Origin of the sequence: Nocardioides secundeburneus, assembly GCF_039939255.1 — a bacterium.
Lineage (GTDB): Bacteria > Actinomycetota > Actinomycetes > Propionibacteriales > Nocardioidaceae > Nocardioides.
Genome location: NZ_JBDUUE010000008.1, coordinates 28,970 through 47,021, shown reverse-complemented (window position 1 = coordinate 47,021; position 18,052 = coordinate 28,970). Strand labels below are relative to the sequence as shown.

General features: G+C 74.2%; 16 protein-coding genes. 6 read left to right on the top strand and 10 right to left on the bottom strand.

Annotated elements, in window-relative coordinates; genetic code table 11:
* Positions 1 to 21: 21 nt before the first annotated feature.
* The 5 genes from ABFT23_RS20865 to ABFT23_RS20845 form a co-directional block, all read right to left on the bottom strand.
* Positions 22 to 1,065 (bottom strand): acyltransferase family protein, encoded by a 1,044-nt coding sequence (locus ABFT23_RS20865; RefSeq protein WP_347898730.1) that lies wholly within the window; start codon positions 1,063 to 1,065, stop codon positions 22 to 24.
* A gap of 42 nt (positions 1,066 to 1,107) precedes the next feature.
* Positions 1,108 to 2,118 (bottom strand): SIS domain-containing protein, encoded by a 1,011-nt coding sequence (locus ABFT23_RS20860; RefSeq protein WP_347898728.1) that lies wholly within the window; start codon positions 2,116 to 2,118, stop codon positions 1,108 to 1,110.
* Entirely contained in the window at positions 2,115 to 2,318 is a 204-nt protein-coding gene (locus ABFT23_RS20855; RefSeq protein ID WP_457623831.1) for a Trm112 family protein, read from the bottom strand. Before ABFT23_RS20855 ends, ABFT23_RS20860 begins: the two co-directional genes overlap by 4 nt.
* 1 nt (position 2,319) lies before the next feature.
* Positions 2,320 to 3,687 carry a phosphomannomutase/phosphoglucomutase gene (locus ABFT23_RS20850; RefSeq protein WP_347898726.1) on the bottom strand — a complete coding sequence of 456 codons (1,368 nt, stop codon included), beginning with the start codon at positions 3,685 to 3,687 and terminating at the stop codon, positions 2,320 to 2,322.
* 429 nt (positions 3,688 to 4,116) lie between these two features.
* Positions 4,117 to 4,473 (bottom strand): DUF3499 domain-containing protein, encoded by a 357-nt coding sequence (locus tag ABFT23_RS20845; RefSeq protein WP_347898724.1) that lies wholly within the window; start codon positions 4,471 to 4,473, stop codon positions 4,117 to 4,119.
* A 105-nt stretch (positions 4,474 to 4,578) separates the two neighbouring features.
* On the opposite strand from ABFT23_RS20845, the gene ABFT23_RS20840 reads away from it, so the two are divergent.
* The gene (locus ABFT23_RS20840) at positions 4,579 to 4,968 is read left to right on the top strand and encodes a metallopeptidase family protein (protein WP_347898722.1); all 390 of its coding nucleotides are present in this window, start codon (positions 4,579 to 4,581) and stop codon (positions 4,966 to 4,968) included.
* On the top strand, positions 4,958 to 5,956 hold the full coding sequence (locus ABFT23_RS20835; protein ID WP_347898720.1) for a glycosyltransferase family 61 protein: 999 nt from the start codon (positions 4,958 to 4,960) through the stop codon (positions 5,954 to 5,956). Before ABFT23_RS20840 ends, ABFT23_RS20835 begins: the two co-directional genes overlap by 11 nt.
* Positions 5,957 to 5,972: 16 nt before the next feature.
* On the opposite strand, the gene ABFT23_RS20830 is transcribed toward ABFT23_RS20835, so the two are convergent.
* The 3 genes from ABFT23_RS20830 to ABFT23_RS20820 all read right to left on the bottom strand — a co-directional run bounded on the left by ABFT23_RS20830 (position 5,973) and on the right by ABFT23_RS20820 (position 10,652).
* Positions 5,973 to 7,376 (bottom strand): DUF5719 family protein, encoded by a 1,404-nt coding sequence (locus ABFT23_RS20830; RefSeq protein ID WP_347898718.1) that lies wholly within the window; start codon positions 7,374 to 7,376, stop codon positions 5,973 to 5,975.
* The gene (locus tag ABFT23_RS20825; protein ID WP_347898716.1) at positions 7,373 to 10,282 is read right to left on the bottom strand and encodes a glycosyltransferase family 2 protein; all 2,910 of its coding nucleotides are present in this window, start codon (positions 10,280 to 10,282) and stop codon (positions 7,373 to 7,375) included. Before ABFT23_RS20825 ends, ABFT23_RS20830 begins: the two co-directional genes overlap by 4 nt.
* 115 nt (positions 10,283 to 10,397) lie before the next feature.
* Positions 10,398 to 10,652, bottom strand: a complete 255-nt coding sequence (locus tag ABFT23_RS20820; protein WP_139978190.1) for a WhiB family transcriptional regulator — start codon at positions 10,650 to 10,652, stop codon at positions 10,398 to 10,400.
* A 162-nt stretch (positions 10,653 to 10,814) separates the two neighbouring features.
* Between ABFT23_RS20820 and cofD the strand changes: the two genes are divergently transcribed.
* From cofD to ABFT23_RS20805, 3 genes are read left to right on the top strand one after another with little or no spacing between them, the layout of a single operon-like run.
* Positions 10,815 to 11,843 (top strand): 2-phospho-L-lactate transferase, encoded by a 1,029-nt coding sequence (cofD, locus tag ABFT23_RS20815; RefSeq protein ID WP_347898714.1) that lies wholly within the window; start codon positions 10,815 to 10,817, stop codon positions 11,841 to 11,843.
* The gene (locus ABFT23_RS20810) at positions 11,840 to 12,805 is read left to right on the top strand and encodes a coenzyme F420-0:L-glutamate ligase (RefSeq protein WP_347898712.1); all 966 of its coding nucleotides are present in this window, start codon (positions 11,840 to 11,842) and stop codon (positions 12,803 to 12,805) included. The genes cofD and ABFT23_RS20810 overlap by 4 nt, the downstream gene beginning before the upstream one ends.
* Before the next feature lie 40 nt (positions 12,806 to 12,845).
* Positions 12,846 to 13,610: a DUF3105 domain-containing protein gene (locus ABFT23_RS20805; protein WP_347898710.1), complete on the top strand. Its 765-nt coding sequence runs from the start codon at positions 12,846 to 12,848 to the stop codon at positions 13,608 to 13,610.
* 76 nt (positions 13,611 to 13,686) lie between these two features.
* Here the strand turns inward: ABFT23_RS20805 and ABFT23_RS20800 are convergent, their stop codons facing one another.
* Positions 13,687 to 14,781 (bottom strand): mannose-1-phosphate guanylyltransferase, encoded by a 1,095-nt coding sequence (locus ABFT23_RS20800; protein ID WP_347898708.1) that lies wholly within the window; start codon positions 14,779 to 14,781, stop codon positions 13,687 to 13,689.
* A 57-nt stretch (positions 14,782 to 14,838) separates the two neighbouring features.
* On the opposite strand from ABFT23_RS20800, the gene ABFT23_RS20795 reads away from it, so the two are divergent.
* Entirely contained in the window at positions 14,839 to 15,573 is a 735-nt protein-coding gene (locus ABFT23_RS20795; RefSeq protein ID WP_347898706.1) for a TIGR03089 family protein, read from the top strand.
* 40 nt (positions 15,574 to 15,613) lie between these two features.
* Here ABFT23_RS20795 and ABFT23_RS20790 read toward each other — a convergent pair whose 3' ends face one another.
* Entirely contained in the window at positions 15,614 to 17,803 is a 2,190-nt protein-coding gene (locus ABFT23_RS20790) for an N-acetylmuramoyl-L-alanine amidase (RefSeq protein WP_347898704.1), read from the bottom strand.
* Positions 17,804 to 18,052: the final 249 nt, after the last annotated feature.

The following is an 18,052-nucleotide window of genomic DNA, read 5'->3' as shown; positions in this document are numbered from 1 at the left end:
GCTAGGGCATGGCCGGCGCCGTCAGCGGGTGGCCGGCTGCGATACGCGCTCGCGGTCGACCGCGGGCGTGGTCGACCGCCGGGCACGCCACCAGCCCACCGGGTCGGTCACCGGGGCGAGGCACCGCTCGACGCGCTGCGAGGCGAGGAACGCCGACAACCCGACGGCCACGGCGACCACGACGACCCGGCCCAGGGACTCGTGCGTGTCGGTCCAGTCGAACAGGCCCCGCGCCTCGGCCCCCCGGACGACGAACGCGTGGCCGAGGAGGACGGTCATGGTCGCCGTCCCCATGCGCGTCCACGTGCCCTCGCGGCCCGGGACGAGGGACAGCGCGGCGAGGGCACACACCAGCGACACGGTCAGCACGACGGCGCGGGTGACGACGCCCTCGGTGTCACTGACGCCGATGAGGGCGTAGGGGCGGTGCAGGAGCCAGTAGATGGTGGTGCCCGAGTCGAGGTGACGCACCCACCACAGCGTCGAGAGGAGGGCGCCGATCCCGAGCAGCTGCACCTGCGGGCTTCGGAGACGCTCGACGTGCTCGCGGGTCGCGACCAGGCCGATCACGAAGAACGGCAGCATCCCGAGCACCTTCGACAGGCCGAGGTAGGGGGTGTCGACCGTGCCGCCGAGCAGGCTGACGCCGACAGCCGCCGCGACCGCGACATGCGGCGGCACCATGCGGAACACCGGCGCCACCAGCCGCCACGCGACGAGGGCCACGAGGTACCACAACGGCCACAGCGGCTCGAGGAACGGATGTTCGGGGGTCCCCCAGCCGATCTCGACCTGGAACAGGACCAGCAGGACCTGGTAGAGGACGAACGGCACCACCAGTGAGCCGACCAGCAGCTTCAGACGACGCGACGTCCAGTCGAACGAGCGTGAGAAGTAGCCGCTGAGCAGCACGAAGGCCGGCATGTGCCACACGTAGAGGAAGTCGTAGGCCCAGCTGTTGGCGGGCGTGGCCGGCAGCCAGATGCTCCAGGCGTGACCGAGGACCACGAGCGTCATCAACGCCATCTTGGCGTTGTCGAACCAGGGGTCTCGGGTGGCAGGCACGCCGATCGACGCTAGGAGCCCGGCCTGAGAGAAAACTGAGGGCTAGTCGACCAGCCCGAGGCGCAGGTACTCGGCGGCGTAGGTGCCCGTGAGCAGCAGGGAGGCGTAGCGGGCCACCTCTCCCCCGGCCTCGGCGGTGACCAGCTCCACCCGCACGCCGCGCTCGGCGGCCGCGGCCTGGAGCCGGCCGCGCTGCTCGCGCACGAGGGGGTCGTCGGCGCCGTCGTCGAGGACGACGAGGACCGGCCGCCGCTCGCCGCCGTCGTCGGCGAAGGGGTCGTCGAAGACGTCGCGGGGACGAGCCGCCTCGATGACCGGCAGCAGGTGCTCGGCGTCGCCGGCGAGCGCCGTGCGCCCGCTGGAGCGGCGGATCGACTCGGCGACGCGGCGCGCGGCGCGGGCGGCCAGCACCGAACCGCCCCAGACGAGGGGGTTGGCGTCGGCGAGCGCGATCGCGAGCATCTTGGCCGGGTTGATCGAGATGTCGCGGTGCGGCGAGCAGGCGATCGCGACGGCGTCGAGGGCCTCGGCGACGGTGTCGGCGTGCGCCTCGGGACCGAGGCCGAGGCGGTGCAGGAAGGAGAGCATGACCACGGCCGTGGCGAGCTGGTCGTCGGTGGTGGTGGGCAGCAGGGTGGTGTAGCGGCCCTCGGCGTGCTCGGCGACCATCGAGCCCGGCGGGCAGGCCACGACGACCTGGCAGCCGCGCCGCACCGCCTCGGCCACCGCGGACGCCGCGCCGGAGTCGGAGCCGACCGGGGCGAGGACGACGACGAGGTCGAGGCTGCCGGCCCAGCCCGGCAGCGCGGGGCCCGGCCAGGCGACGAACGGCACCGGGCAGAACGGCTCGAGGACCGCGCGCAGAAGCCGGGAGTCGGGACCGGCCGCGATCACCGCGCGGGGGCGCGACTCGGGCGCCGTGGCCGTCGCGGCGGCGGCGTCGCCGGCCTCGCGGCGCACGCGGGCACCCGACTCGGCCAGCGTGCGCAGCCGCAGGTCGGCCGCGCCGAGCGCGATCTCGTCGTCGAGCCGGGACTCGTCGAACCAGGTCATGCCGGCTTGCGGGCCTCGTCGACGAGCAGCACCGGGATGCCGTCGCGCACCGGGTAGGCCAGGCCGCAGCCCTGGCAGACGAGCTCGGCGCCGCCGTCGTCGCCGGCGGCCGGGGTGACGACGAGGTCGCCGTGGCAGTCGGGGCAGACGATGATCTCGAGCAGGCCCTCGTCGATGCCGTGCGTCGTGGCGTCAGTCATGTCAGTTGTCTCCTCTGATGTGGGCCAGCACCTCGTCGCGCTTGGCCTCCATGGTCGCGACGTCCTTGCCCTCGACGTTGAGCCGCAGCAGCGGCTCGGTGTTGGACGCACGCACGTTGAACTGCCAGTCGGCGTGGCTGACGGTGAGACCGTCGAGGTGGTCCAGCGTGACGCCGTCGACGGTGCCGTAGGTGGCCTCGATGGCGGCGACGACGGCGGCCTGGTCGGCCACCGTGCTGTTGATCTCGCCCGAGAGCGGGTAGCGCTCGTAGCGCGCGAGCAGGTCGCTCAGGGTGCCGTCGTGCTCGGCGAGCGCGGCGAGGGCGTGCAGCGCGGCCAGCATGCCGGAGTCGGCGCGCCAGAAGTCGCGGAAGTAGAAGTGGCCGCTGTGCTCGCCGCCGAAGATGGCGTCGGTCTCGGCCATCGTGGCCTTGATGAACGAGTGGCCGACCCGGGTGCGCACGGGACGGCCACCGAGCTCGGTGACGATCTCGGGCACCGCACGGCTGGTGATGAGGTTGTGGATGACGGTGGCGCCGGGGTCCTTGGCGAGCTCGCGCTCGGCGATGAGGGCCGTGAGCGTCGAGGGCGAGACGGCTTCGCCGCGCTCGTCGACGAGGAAGCAGCGGTCGGCGTCGCCGTCGAAGGCGAGGCCGATGTCGGCGCCGACCTCGACCACCCTGGCCTGCAGGTCGCGCAGGTTCTCGGCCTCGATCGGGTTGGCCTCGTGGTTCGGGAACGAGCCGTCGAGCTCGAAGTAGAGCGGGACCAGCTCGACGGCGTCGTCGAGGCGGCCGAAGACCGCGGGCGCGGTGTGGCCGGCCATGCCGTTGCCGGCGTCGGCCACGACCTTGAGCCGGCGCCCCTCGACGGGCGCGAGCGCCAGCAGGTGCGCGGCGTAGGCCTCGAGCACGTCGTGCTCGGTGATCGAGCCGACGCGCTCGGCCGGGGCGGCGCCGTCGGCGAGCACAAGGTCACGGATCTCGGCGAGGCCGGTCTGCAGCCCGATCGGCTGGGCGTGCGAGCGGCACATCTTGATGCCGTTGTACTGCGCGGGGTTGTGGCTCGCGGTGAACATCGCGCCGGGCAGCCCGAGGTGTCCCGAGGCGAAGTAGAGCTGGTCGGTGGAGGCCAGGCCGATCATCGTGACGTCGGCGCCGGCGCTGCTGGCGCCGTCGGCGAAGGCCCCGGCCATGCCGGGCGAGCTCGGCCGCATGTCGTAGCCGACGACGACCTCGCGGGCCCCGACCACCTGCACGAACGCCCGCCCGGTCGCCCGCGCCAGCTCGTCGTCGAGCTGGTCGGGCACGGTGCCGCGGACGTCGTAGGCCTTGAAGATGGCGTGCACGGTCGCCGGGTCGAGAGCCATGCGCCGAACAGTAGTGGCACTCAGCCTCACGGCGCGGCCAGGGTACGAGGTGGTACTAGCAGCGCAATCGCGCGCACAGCGCCACGTTCGGACCCACCCAGCGGCACTACCAGCGCAATTGCGCGGACAGCGCCACGTTCAGACCCACCCAGCGGCACCAGCAGCGCAATTGCGCGCACAGCGCCACGTTCAGACCCACCCAGCGGCACCAGCAGCGCAATTGCGCGCACAGTGCCATCGGACCCGGCGCGCCGCGAGGGCGTCTCGGTGCGCGTCCGGGGTGCGTCCGGGGTGCGTCCGGAGCGACGAAGGAGCGGAGGGCGTGCGCCGGACGTGTGCCGAGACGGCCTCTTCAGGCGGCGCGCCACGCGCGAAGCGAAGCGAGCGCCAACAGACCAGCGGGCCACGCGCGAGCTCCGCTCGCGCCATTCAATCAGTAGACAGCACCCGGAGGTGGCCGCGCCGCGAGGTCTCGCGGCCAGTCTCCTCGGGCGGCGGCGTCTTGCGCACGAGCGGGCGCCCGGCCTCGCGGACGGCGTCGGCCAGGGCGAGCAGGTCGTCGTCGGAGGGCCCGCGGTCGGTGAGGTCGCTGGCGAGGCGCAGCACCTCCCAGCCGCGCGGGGCCGAGAGCTTCTCGCCGTGCAGGGCGCACAGGTCGTAGGCGTGCGGCTCGGCGTAGGTGGCCAGCGGGCCGAGGACGGCGGTCTGGTCGGCGTAGACGTAGGTGAGCGTCTGGACCGCCGGGCGGTCGCATGCGGTACGCGAACAGCGCCGGGCGAGACTCACGGAGGCGACGGTACCGGCCGTGGGTGCCGATCCTGTCTAGGCTCGCGGACGTGACCGGCACACGAGTGGGGGGCGGCAGCGGTGCGTGATCGACGGGACCGGGGCATGCGGGGGCCTGCGGTGCTGCCGCGGGTGCCCGGTCGGCCCGAGACGCGCTCGCGGCGCGACCGGTTCGACGACCTGGTGCTGACCGTCGTCGCCGAGGTCGAGGACCGCTGGTCGCAGCACCTGGGGCTGGTCGAGTACGCCGTCGAGGACGCCCCGCAGGTGCCCGACGACTGGGGCTCGGGCACGGTGCCGCTGTCGTCGTTGGTGCGCGGCTCGGGCGCGACGCCGACCCGGCTGGTGGTCTTCCGGCGGCCAATCGAGCACCGGTGCGAGAGCCGGTCCGAGCTCGAGGCGATGGTGCTGACCGTCGTGGTCGAGCAGGTCGCCGAGCTGCTCGGCATCAGTCCCGAGGAGGTCGACCCGCGGGTCGGCGACGATGACGACTGAGACGTCGACCGGCTGGGCCGTGCCGGACTTCCCGCACGACCCGGTCGAGGGCCGGCCCGGTCTCGAGGTGGTCGACGGTGCCATCCTCACGCGGGTGCGCCGCGGCCGGCTGCGCACGATCCTCGAGCCGACCGCGTGGGTCCGCGGCGCCGTCCACGACGGCGAGGGCCGGCTCGTGGTCTCGTCGCAGGCGATCGGTGGCGTCGAGGGCGCCCGGGTGGCGCCGGCCGACCCCCTGCGGGTACCGGCTCGGCTGGCGACGGGCGCACGCCGCCTCGAGGGCACGTGGCTCTACGGCGGCCACTGGAGCGAGCCGGTCGGGTCGTTCGTCACCGAGACCCTGACGACGCTGTGGCCCGACGACTGCGACGGTGCCGGCGGTGCCGGAGACCCGGCGGTGGCGGGGGTGCGCGGCCTGGTGTTCCACGCCGCGACGGGCCCGTTCCGCGGGGTGGGCGAGGTCCGGTCCGACCTGCTCGCCCTGGCCGGGTGGGGCGGCCTGCCGGTCGAGGTCGTCGAGGACGACGTCCTGGTCGCCGACCGGCTGCTGGTGCCGGGCCGCAGCCTCGTCGTCAACGGCTGGGCCTGGCCCGAGGCCCGGGTGGTGTGGCGACGGGTGGCCGCGGCGGCCGGCGGCCCCGCGCTGCTCGATCCCGACGGTCCGCGCGTGCTGCTGTCGTCGGGCACGGCCGACACCGACCACGACCGCACGCTGCAGGCGGCCGGGTTCGACGTGGTGCGGCCCGACACGCTCGGCGCCACCGAGCTGGTGCGCCTCCTGGCGGGGGCGTCGGTACTCGCCGGTGCGAACTCGGCCCTGCACGTCTCGGCCTTCGCCCCGCCCGGGGTGCGGGTGCTCGTGCTCGGCGGTCACGGCTCCGACGACGTCCGACTGCCGACGCAGCGCGTGGTCGGCCACGTCTGCGAGCACCCGACGGCCCACCTGCCCGCCGACTTGCCCGCCGACCTGTCGTCGCTGGGCCTGTAGCCGCTCGGCGAGGGTCCTACGGAGCCCCGACGCGGACGTCGGGCACGACCCCGCCGGTGGCCGGCTCGCGCAGTCGCACGATCGTCGCGCCGCCACTGCCGACGACGGCGACCACGCCGGCGACGGAGGTGCGCGCCGGGGTGACCGTGATCAGCCGGGCGTCGTCGGGCAGGTCGACCGAGGCAGCCCGGCCGGGGCCGACCTCGACCCGCTGCTCCTCGAGCGCGGTGCCGTCGCCGGAGCGGGCCGCGACGGTGACGACGCCGGGCGAGGCCGCGTCGCCGAGCAGCAGGCGCTTCGAGCCCTCGGGCAGGATCGCGGTTCCGGGGCCCTCGAGGGGCACTGCGGGCACGGCCGTGGCGAGGTCGCCCTCGACGAACACCGACAGCGTCGCCGTGGTCGGCACGGTCGAGTCGACCTGGAGCCCGATGGGCGCCTCGTCGCCCTCGCCCGCGCGCCGCAGCAGCCCGGCGACCGGCACCACGACGGTGCTGCGGGGCGGCAGGTCGATCGGCTCGACGTCACGCGGCTCGAAGGTCGCGTCGCCGGTGACGAGCTGGAGCGTCGCGCGCCCCTGCGACGTGCCCGGGTTGGCGATCACCAGGCTGCGTGGGCCGGCGCCGGTCGGCACGCCGAGCAGCAGGTTGCCGGTCTGCGGCGCGGCCTGCGAGGCGAGGCCGTCGTCGCCGCTGCGTGCGTTGCCCACGCCGCGGAAGGCGTCGCGGACGGAGGCGGCGATCCGGCCGCGGACGACGGTCACCCTCACGGTCAGCTCGTCGCGGCGCGGCAGCACCTCGGCCAGCGGGACGGCGCGGGTCGACTCGCCCTCGACCGTCACGCCGCGCAGCGGCGCCTCGACCTCGCCGTCGGCGCCGAGCACGGTGATGTCGACGACGGCGCGGCCCTCGTCGGGGTTGACCAGCTGGATGGTCGAGCGGTGCCGGGCCCCGGCGCCGACGCCGGTGAACCACTGGTCGAAGACGGGCGCGCGGCAGTCGAAGCTGGCGAGCGGGGTCGAGAACCGTCCCGCTACCAGGCCCGGAGCGAGCTCGTCGCGGCCGGTGACGACGGCAGCGCGCTCGCCGAGGTCGACCGAGGTGGTGCGGCCGGGCCGCAGGTCGGCCTGCTCCTCGGTGCCGCCGGAGCGGACGTCGACCGAGCCGCCCTCGCCCGAGGTGGAGGTGACGAGCACCTCGCCGCCACCGCCGGGGCAGACGATGCTCGACTCCGTCAGCGGGGTCTCGGACGGCGCCGCGCCGGCCCGGGTGGGCGTGTCGACGTCGATGAGGGCAGAGGCCCCGACGGCCAGCAGCGGCACGACGACCGCGGCGACGAGGGTGGCGTCGAAGCGGGAGCGGGAGCGGCCCACGCGGGCGGTGCCGCGGGCCGGGGTGGTGGGCGGGTGGGGCGTCTCGCTCATGCGTCGTCCCTCCTCGGGGCGCGGAGGGTGGGGGCGGCGAGTACGAGCGCGACCAGCAGCACGACGCCCTGCACGAGCAGCAGGCCGATGCGCAGCCACGACGGGTCGCCGTCGAGGAGCGAGGCGTCGAGCTCGCGGTCGACCTCCCAGGCGCGGCTGCCCGGTTGCGAGCTGGCCTGCACGAGCCCGGACGCGGCGTCGAGGGTCGAGGAGACCGAGCCGTCGGCAGGGTCGGGCAGCAGCACGTAGGCGATGCCGAGACCGGCGAGGGCGTCGATCGTGTCGGGCGTCGGGCGCGAGAGCAGCTCGGTGATGGTGGCGGTGACGCCGGGGTCGGCGTCGGTCACGCTGACGACCTCGTCCTCGCCGACGGTGCGCCCGTCGCCGCGGCGCACGGTGTAGCGGAAGCCGTCGTCGACGGTGCCGCGGACGACGAGCACGCCGTACTCGGCGCCCGACTCGGAGCGCTGCAGCATGTAGGCGGGCACCTCGGCGTCGTCGGCCGAGGTCAGCCGGTCGTCGCCGGTGGCCCACCACACCGCGCCGGCCACGGGTACGACGAGCGCACCGACCGCGACGACGGCGGCCACGACCCGCACGGGCGGGGCCACCCGGGCTCGGACGACGCCCTGGCCGCCGAGCACGACGGCGGTCACCAGCGCGGCCTGGACGACGAGCAGCGGTGCGCCGAGCCCGGCCGGGGCGTCGGTGGCGGGCAGGGTGAGGGTGAGCTGCGAGAGCACCGCGGCGACCGCCGTCGCCGCCGCGACGACGAGCCAGCACAGGGTGACCGGGATGCGGGTGGCGCGCGGCAGCAGGGCCAGGACGGCGAGCACGACCAGCACGACGCCGGCCCACGCGGGTGCGGCCGGGGCGTCGGCGCCCAGGCGGCCGATCAGCACGTCGAACGGACCGAGGTCGGCCGAGGGCACCCGACCCGACTCGAGCAGCAGCATGTCGGCGTGCCCGCCGACGAGCGCGGGGACCCACCAGGGCGCGGTCAGCACCAGGGGGACGGCGAGCGCGAGGCCCGGCGGGCCCCACACGGTGCGGGAGAGCACGGCGCCCCGGGCCACGGCGGCGCCGGCGCCCAGCACGAGCAGCGCGAGCACCACGGCGACGAGCCAGGCGACCGGGGCGAACGCGGTCGCGAGCGCGAGCAGGAGGCCGACGCGCCACGCGGCGCGGCGGCGCCGGTCGGGCTCGGGGTCGGCGAAGCCGAGGGCGGCGTGGGCGAGCCACGGCAGCAGGGCCCCGGCGACGACCAGGCCGAGCCGGCCGTCGCCCCAGGCCCCGGCTGCGACGGGCGCGAGGGCGTAGGTGGTCGCCCCGCCGACCAGCAGGAGCCGCGGGGCACCGAGTGGGCTGACGAGCCGGCCGGCCACCCGCAGGAACCGGAACGCGCCCCAGAGCGCGACGGGCGCGGCGAGCACGAGCAGCAGGCCGATCGTCGCGGTGGGACCGACGATGCTGGCGATGGGCGCGAGCACGGCGACGTAGGGCGGCGCCGGGACGTCGGTGCCGAACGCGAGCGGGTGCCAGGTGTCGAGGTGCAGCGACCACCAGTCGCCCGCCGTGTCGGGGGCCGGCGAGAGACCTCCGCCGGAGACCTGGCCGAAGGCGGTGCGCGCCGCCACGAGCATCGCGACGACGATCACCGTCGTCAGCAGCACGACCGGGTTGGTGACGAAGCGGGCCACGGCGCCGGTGTCGGCGAGGCCGCTCTCGTCGTCGTCCTCGCGGGCGGCCCGCTCGGCGCGGAGGCGCGCGGCGGCCTGCGACGACGGGTCGAGCTCGGCCTGGGCCTCGCGACGGCGCTCGGCGACGTCGGCCGCCTGGCTGGTGAGCGCCGAGACAACGTCGCCGACGACGTCGAGGCCGTGGCGGTAGGGCAACCACGGCGGGGCGAGCAGCCGCCTGACCCGTGCGCCGTCGGGAGCCCGGCCCAGCGCCGCGAGCCGCTCACGTCGTTCGCGGCGCCCGGCCCGCACGGCACCGGGTCGGAAGACGACCGTGACGAGGGCGGCGAGGTCGTCGAGCGCCTCGCCGGGCGAGCGGAGCAGCAGGAAGCCGACCATCCGCACGAGCGTGCCGAGCGTGAGCCGCAGCACCCGCCAGGGCAACGTGGCGGCGCGGCCGTTGACCAGCAGCGTGTAGAGCGCCGCGCGCCGCTCCTGGTAGTGGGTGTGGCGGCCGGTCAGCGCGGTGCGCCGGGTGCCGCGGTGGGCGGCCTCGGCGTGGAACACGACGGCCCGCGGCACGACGAGGGTGGTGTGGCCCGCCGACGCCGCGCGCCAGCCGAGGTCGACGTCGTTGCCGAACATCGGCAACCGGACGTCGAACCCGCCGAGGTCCTCGAGCACCCGGCGGCGCACGAGCAGCCCGGCCGAGCTGACCGCGAGCACCTCGCGCTCGTCGTCGTGCTGGCCCTGGTCGTACTCGCCACGCTCGAGGCCGGTCTCGCGTCGTCCGGTGCCGGAGATGGTGGCGCCGACCTCGACGAGTCGGCGCAGCGAGGGCCACTCGCGCACCTTGGGGCCGAGCAGGTCGACGTCGGGACGACGGGCCGCGGCCTCGAGCAGTGCGGCGAGCGCGCCGGGCGCGGGGCGGGCGTCGTCGTGCAGGACCCACACCCACTCGGCGGCGGGGACGGTCTCGGCGATGCGCCGCAGCCCGAGCGCGACGGCCTGCGGGAACGACTCGCCCGACGTGGCCTCGACGACGTCGTGGCCCGCAGCCGCGAGGAGGTCGCGGCTCTCGTCGCGGCTGCCGGTGTCGACGGCCACGACCCGGCTGACCAGCGCGCCCTGCTCGGCGATGCCCTCGACGACGCCGGGCAGCCAGCGGGCGCCGTCGTGGCTGACGAGCAGCACGACGACCTCGGGGGTCCCGACCGGAGCAGACACGATCGACGACAGTACTGGTGGTGGGGCGGGCCCAAAAACCACGAGGGCCCCGACCGGCGCTGGTCGGGGCTCCCTCGTGTGGTGCCGGGTCGTGGGGGCGGTGGTGGACCGGTCCCTACACGACCTTCTTCTTCAGCTTGCGTCGCTCCCGCTCGGACAGCCCGCCCCAGATGCCGAAGCGCTCGTCGTTCATGAGCGCCGACTCGAGGCAGTCGTCACGTACCTCGCACGTGAGGCAGACCTTCTTGGCCTCGCGCGTCGAGCCGCCCTTCTCGGGGAAGAACGCCTCGGGATCGGTCTGCGCGCACAGGGCGCGCTCCTGCCATCCTGCTTCGTCTCCTGCTGGTTCCAGGAGGAACAGCTCTCTCATGGTTGTCGCCTCTCGACCCTCATCGTCCCCCGAACAACATTGAAGGAATTACATGCCTGTCATACCGGGAAGTCAAGCGGAACAGTGATATACGCACCCGGCCAGACCCCTGGGGCTGGACCGGTGGCCCGGCCCGACGGGGCACGCGGCACAGTAGAGGTCATGTCGGAGCGGTCCATCTCACGTGTCACGGTGCTCTCGGGAGGCATGGGCGGAGCCCGGTTCCTGCAAGGTCTGCTGCACGGGATCGCGGCCGGCACCCTGCCCGGCGTCGCCGCCGACGCCGAGGTCACCGTCGTCGCGAACACCGCCGACGACCTGTGGATGCACGGGCTGAAGATCTGCCCCGACCTCGACACTGTGATGTACACCCTCGGCGACGGCATCGACCTCGACCGCGGCTGGGGACGCCGCGACGAGTCGTGGCGCGTCAAGGACGAGCTGGCCGCATACGGCGTCGAGCCCACGTGGTTCGGCCTCGGCGACCGCGACATCGCCACCCACCTCGTCCGCACTCAGATGCTCGACGCCGGCTACCCGCTCTCCGAGGTCACCCGGGCGCTGTGCAACCGCTGGCAGCCCGGCGTCCGGCTGCTGCCGATGACCGACGACCGGGTCGAGACCCACGTGGCCGTCGCCGACGACACCACCCCGAGCGGACGCGGCGTCGTGCACTTCCAGGAGTACTGGGTGCGCCTGCGCGCCGAGGTGCCCGCCGAGACCGTCGTGGTCGTCGGGCTCGACGACAGCTCCCCCGCCCCCGGGGTGGTCGAGGCGATCACCGACGCCGACCTCGTCGTCCTGCCGCCCTCCAACCCCGTCGTCTCGGTCGGCACCATCCTCGGCGTCCCGGGCATCCGTGAGGCCGTCCGGGCCACGAGCGCCCCCGTGGTCGGCCTGTCGCCGATCATCGGCGGCAACCACGTGCGCGGCATGGCCCACCAGATGCTCACCTCGATCGGCGTCGAGGTCGGCGCCGGAGCCGTCGGGCTGCACTACGGCTCGCGCACCGCCTCCGAGACCGGCGTGCTCGACGGCTGGCTCGTCGACGAGCAGGACGCCGACCAGGTGGCCCGCGTGCAGGCCGGCGGGCTGCCGTGCGCCGCCGTCCCGCTGCTGATGACCGACGTCGGCGCCACCGCCGCGATGGTGGCCGCGGCGGTCGAGCTGGTCGGCCGGGGCCCCGCGTGACGGTCTCCGCGACCGCCCCCGACGGAGTCCCCGAGGTCACCGAGGGCGCCGACCTCGCCGAGCTGCTGCTCACCGCCCTCACCGCCCTCGACGCCGACGCTCTGGGCGACGGTGACGTCGCCGTCGTCACCAGCAAGGTGGTCAGCAAGGCCGAGGGCCGGGTCGTGACCGGCAGTCGCGACGAGCACCTGGCCGCCGAGACGGCGCGGGTCGTCGCCCGGCGCGGCCCGACCACGATCGTGCGCACCCACCACGGCCTCACCCTCGCCGCCGCCGGCATCGACAACTCCAACGTCGAGCTCGGCTCCGCGGTGCTCCTCCCCCTCGACCCCGACGCCTCGGCGCGCCGGCTGCGCGTCGCGCTGCTCGAGCGCACCGGGCGCAACGTCGGCGTCGTCGTCACCGACACCGCCGGGCGGGCCTGGCGCGAGGGGCAGACCGACATCGCCATCGGCGCCGCCGGGCTGGTGGTCGCCGAGAGCTTCGCGGGCCGGGTCGACGCCCACGGCAACGAGCTCGCCGTCACGGCGCCGGCCGTCGCCGACGAGATCGCCGGCCTCGCCGAGCTCGCCCAGGGCAAGCTCGGCGGACGCCCGTTCGCCGTCGTCCGTGGCCGGGCCGACCTCGTGCTGCCCGCCGGCGAGCACGGTGCCGGCGCCGGCTCGCTGGTGCGTGCCGAGGGCGCCGACCTGTTCGGCTACGGCGCCCGCGAGGCCGTCGTCCGGGCGCTCCGCGGCGAGCCCGACGACGTCGCGCCGTTCGGCGCCGCCGTCGAGGCCGACGAGCTCGTCGGCCTGCTGCACGCGGTGCTCGGCGTGGTGGCCACGACCGACCGTCACGTGGTCGAGGTCCCGCGCGGGGCGGGCGAGCGGGCCGTCGTCCTGGCCTTCGCGCACGGGTGGCTGCCCGTCGCCGGGCACGACGACGACGCCGATCTGCGTTTTGCCAGGTCGACTCCGTAGACTCTCCGGGTTCCCCGAACCCGGAAGAGGTATGCCGAGCGTGGCCAAGCCGTCGAAGCTCTCGAAGACCGCCAAGACCGACCGTCAGCGGCTGATCGACGAGACCCTCAAGAAGCAGCGCACCGGTGAGAAGCGACGCGGCAACGCGATCGTCGCCGGCGCCGTGCTCATCGCCCTGGTCATCATCGGCGTCGCCGCCGGTCCCGTCGTCTTCGAGCGGTTCCGGGTCTCGGCCTACGCCGACACCCCGGTCAACGAGATCGGCGCCGGTCCCGACGTGTGCCAGGACGTGATCGAGAAGGAGGGCACCGACGTCGGCAACCACGTCGACCAGCCCCAGACGGTCACCTACGACACCGCCCCGCCGGCCTTCGGCGCCCACTGGAACGTCGCCGGCGTCGCCCCGGCCGCCTACAGCGAGAAGTTCTACGAGGCCGACGACCGCCCGCCGCTCGAGGCGCTCGTGCACAACCTCGAGCACGGCTACACGATCATGTGGTACGACCAGACCATCGCCGACAGCGCCGGCGAGCTCGCCAAGATCAAGGCCATCGCGACCAAGTTCAAGGAGTCGGGCGACGAGCGGAACTTCCGCAACAAGTTCATCGCCGCGCCCTGGACCTCCGACGACGAGGACGGCGCGAAGTTCCCCGACGACCAGCACGTCGCCTTCACGCACTGGAAGGGCGACACCACCAACTCCACCGGTGTGTGGCAGTACTGCAGCGAGGTCTCCGGGCAGGCCCTGGTCGACTTCATGGACACCTACCCCTACACCGACGCCCCCGAGGCGACGATTCCCTGATCGGTCCCTGATCGGTGCACCGTGGCGCCGGGCTCCCCTCGCGGGGGCCCGGCGCGCGTGCTTGTCGGGCTCGGCGCTAGGTGAGCTCGCCCCGGCCGCTGTCCTTGAGGGCGTTCACGACCGCCTTGACGTCCTGTGCCCGGGCCCGGGTGGTGACCAGGAGCGCGTCGGGGGTGTCGACGACGACCACGTCGTCGAGGCCGATGACGGCCACGACCTTGCCGCCGGCGGGGACGACGAGCCCGGTGGCCTGGGCGGCGTGCACCAGCGCGGCCTCGCCGAGCACCGTGACCTCGGCGCGGTCGGCGTCCTCGAGCAGGCCGGCGAGGGAGTCAAAGTCGCCGATGTCGTCCCAGCCGAACGCGGCCGGGACGACGACCACGCGACCGGCGGCCGCGGCGGGCTCGGCGACGGCGTGGTCGAGGGCGACCTTGGGCAGCGCGGGCCACGCCGCCTCGAGCGTCGTCGGATCAGCGGCGATCGCACGCAGGGCGGCGGCGAACGCCGGGTCGTCGGCGGCGAGCAGGTCGAGCAGCACGCCCGGGCGCACGACGAACATGCCGGCGTTCCACCGGTAGCGGCCGGTGGCCAGGTAGCCCTCCGCGACGCTGACCGACGGCTTCTCGACGAACGACTCGACGGCGTGGACGCCGGCGTGCCCCCCGAGGTCGCCGCCGAGGTGGATGTAGCCGAACGCCGACGACGGGAACGTCGGCTCGATGCCGATCGTGACGAGCCAGCCGTCGCGCGCGGCCGCGACCGCCGTCCGCACGGATCCGCCGAAGGCGGCCGGGTCGGTGATCACGTGGTCGGCGGCGAACGAGCCCATGACGGCGTCGGGGTCGCGGCGCTCGAGCAGCGCCGCGGCGAGACCGATCGCGGCCATCGAGTCGCGGGCGGAGGGCTCGGCCACGATCTCGTCGCGGTCGACCTCGGGCAGCTGGTCGGCGACGGCGTCGCGGTGGGCCTGGCCGGTCACGACCATGAACCGGTCGTCGACGAGCGGCGCCAGGCGGTCGTAGGTGCCCTGGAGGAGCGATCGTCCGGTGCCGGTGAGGTCGCGCAGGAACTTCGGTGACGTCGAGCGCGAGAGCGGCCACAGGCGCGTGCCGGCGCCCCCCGCGGGCACGACGGCCCAGAAGTTCTCGATGGGCGCGATCTCGTCCGTCATGGCGGCAACCGTAGGGCACGAGCCGCAGCCGGCACGGGGGTTCGCCAGACTGGTGCCGTGACCACCTTCACCGATGTCCTCGACGACCTGTTGCGCCGCGAGCCGGGCCGGCCGCTGGTCACCTTCTACGACGACGCGAGCGGCGAGCGCACCGAGCTGTCGGTGACCACCTACGCCAACTGGGTGGCCAAGACCGCGAGCCTGCTCGTCGACGAGCTCGACCTCGAGAAGGGCCAGACGATCCGGGTCGACCTGCCCACGCACTGGCTGGGGCCGGTGGTGCTCGGCGCCGCCTGGACGGCCGGCCTCGTCGTCACCGAGGACGACGCCCCCGACGCCGTCGTGTGCGGCCCGGCGTCGCTCGCGACCTGGGCCGGGCGCGCCGACGACCTCGTGGTGGTCGCCACCGCGCTGCACCCGATGGCCACGCGCTTCGCCGACGGCGTCCCGCCCGGCGTCCACGACCTCGGGGTCGAGGTGTGGTCGCAACCCGACGCGTTCACCGCCTGGGACCCGCCGACGGGCGCCGACGTCGCGCACGACCTCGACGGCTCCCCCATCACCCACGACGAGCTCTGGACGCCGGCACACGCGACGACCGCCGCCGGGACTCTCGTCACCGACGGCGGCCGTCTCCTGTCGGAGGTGAACCCGGCTTCCCCACCAGGTGTCGCCTCCTTCGTCGAACCGCTGCAGCGCGGCGGTTCCGTCGTCCTGGTCGTGCAGGCCGCGCGGGAGCGACTCGAGGCGATCTACGTCGCCGAGCGCGCCACCGCCCGCTTCCCTGCCTGAACGACCCGGGCGTCCGTGGGCTCCTGTCCGTGTGTCGGCGCTAGCCGATCAGGTCGAAGGAGTTGTAGCCGGTCCCGATCGAGACCGGTCGGCCGAACCCGGTCGCGGTGGCTGTGATGAGCAGCAGCTCACCGGTCGCCGTGCGCCGCACGAGCAGGTCGGTGTGGCCGTCACCGTTGACGTCGCTGACGCCCCGGATCTGGTCGTAGGGGGTGACGTCGAGGCTCAGCGTCCGCTTGCCGGTGAACCCGCCGGGCCCGTTGCCGGTGTAGAGGACGAGTCGGTTGCCGACCCGCATGAGGCTGTCGGGCGCGCCGTCGCCGTCCCAGAGCCCGCCGGCGATGTGGGCACTGGCGGTGATCCGGCTGTAGGCGACGTAGGAGGCGCCGAGCGTCGTGGCCCCGCGCCCGGGGTAGATCCGCATGGAGCTGCCGCGCGGCTGCCCCATGAGGTCGGGCTTCCCGTCGCCGGTCACGTCGCCGACCGCGGCCAGCAGCTCGACGTTGTTGAACCCCCGTCCGAGCAGGACCGCGGGCCCGAAGCGGCCGTTGCCGAGGCCCGGACGCATGGCGAGGACGCCGTCGGAGGTGCGACGGGTGATGATGTCGACCTTTCCGTCGCCGTTCCAGTCGCCCGCGTTCAGCAGGAGGTTCTGCGTCGAGAGGTTGAGGCCGGCCTTGATGGGCGTCCGCTTGCTCACCTTGCCCGCGGTGCGGTTCAGCGGGACGACGAACCCCTGCCCGTCGGTCCGGCGCCGCACCACGAGGTCGGGGACCGGGCCCGGCACCAGGCTCGTGCGCAGCTGACGCCCGGCGAAGCCGACCTGGGCACCGGCGGCGAGGGCGCGGATCTGGGGCAGCTTGGCGTAGAGGTACTTGCCCGGGCACGCCGTCGAGCCGGCGTCGCGGTGACCGTTGATGGCCTGGAAGTTCCGGCTGGTGACGAACTGGCGGGTCGAGGCGGCGTTGACGCCGTGCAGCGCGAGCTTCCACGCGAACAGGGCCCCGTAGGCCTGCACCATCGCCGAGGTCGGCTGTGCGGTCTCGAAGTTGCCGATGGCCGACATGGCGAACGAGTCGTCGTTGTAGCCCAGGGTGTGGGCGCCCACGACGGGCCGGTCGACACCGCCCGCGCGGCCCTCCCAGATGCGGCCGAACCGGTCGACGAGGTAGTTGTAGCCGACGTCGGACCAGCCGCGGGACTTGGTGTGGTAGGCGTAGATGCCGCGCAGGATCGCCGGCACGTCGGCGGCCTGGTAGTTGTTGGCGTTCACCGTGTGGTGCACGAACCCGGCGTGCACCTCGAAGTAGCGCAGCGAGCCCGGGTCGCGCAGACGCTCGTCGGCGCCCCACTGCGCCCGGGAGTAGATCGTCGGCTTCGGGGTCACCTTGGCGGCGAGCTCGATCTCGCCGTCGGAGGTCTCGACGCCGTTGGGGCTGTCGGCGGGGGTGTCGGCGGGGATGTCGCGGTCGGCCGCGCTGCCCAGCGAGGCGGTGTCGATGGCCGGCAGCTGCTTGGCGGTGGCGGTGGCGACGCCCGGGTCGATGACGGCGAGCTTGAGGTCGGCGGGGACGACCTTCTTGGTCACGACCTTGACCTGCACGTGGGCGACCGTGCCGACGAGCAGCTCGTCGGTGCCGGGACGGGCGCGACGCCCCTCCTTCGAGTCCGGGTCGGGGCCGTGCTCGTCGTGGTACTCCATCTTGGTCCACTTGGACCACCCACGTGCGTCCTGCGTACGCACCTTGACCTTGATCTGGTCGTCGGCGATCCGGGTCCCGTGCTGCCAGGTCAGGCCGACGGCGCCGTAGCCGGTCACCTTCTGCGGCGTGCTCACGATGCGCTGCGTGCCCGAGCGTCGTCCGACGGTGGCCTTGGCGACCGCGAGCCGGCCGGGCGCGACCCGGGCGCCGGCGGGCGCGGTCAGCGGCACCTCGCGGACGACGGGGTCGACCGGCGCGGTGGGCACCGCCACCGGCTTCTGCTGGACCGCCGAGTAGGCGGCCATCGACATCTGGGGCAGCTCGGCTGCTCCGGTGCCGGGGTCACCGTCGGCCCGCTCCGGGGCGGGGCCGAAGTCGATCGAGATGACGTTCGCGGCCGGCGTCAGGACGGCCAGGATCACGCCGAGCACCAGCAGCTGCTGGCAGGTCGTGACGAACCGGATCCGACTCGGGGAAGAGGCGTCACGGGTGTCGTCGGGCGTGCGGGGGCGACGGGGGAAGTACATGGGAAAGATCAGCTCCAGTGTGCGGGGGAAGAGTCACACGAGAAGCAACTTTCACATCCGTCACACGCCCTGGGAAGAGGATCTGAGTAACTACAATCCTGTAATTTCCAGCCGACACGCCGTGCATCTGTGGAGTTTTCTGGGGATATCCGGTGGAGAGCGCCCGGCGCCACGCATCCACCCCGCAGAGCTCCGGCGCGCTCCCCCGCGAGACCTGGGGACGTCCGTCGTCCACAGGGGCCGACGCGC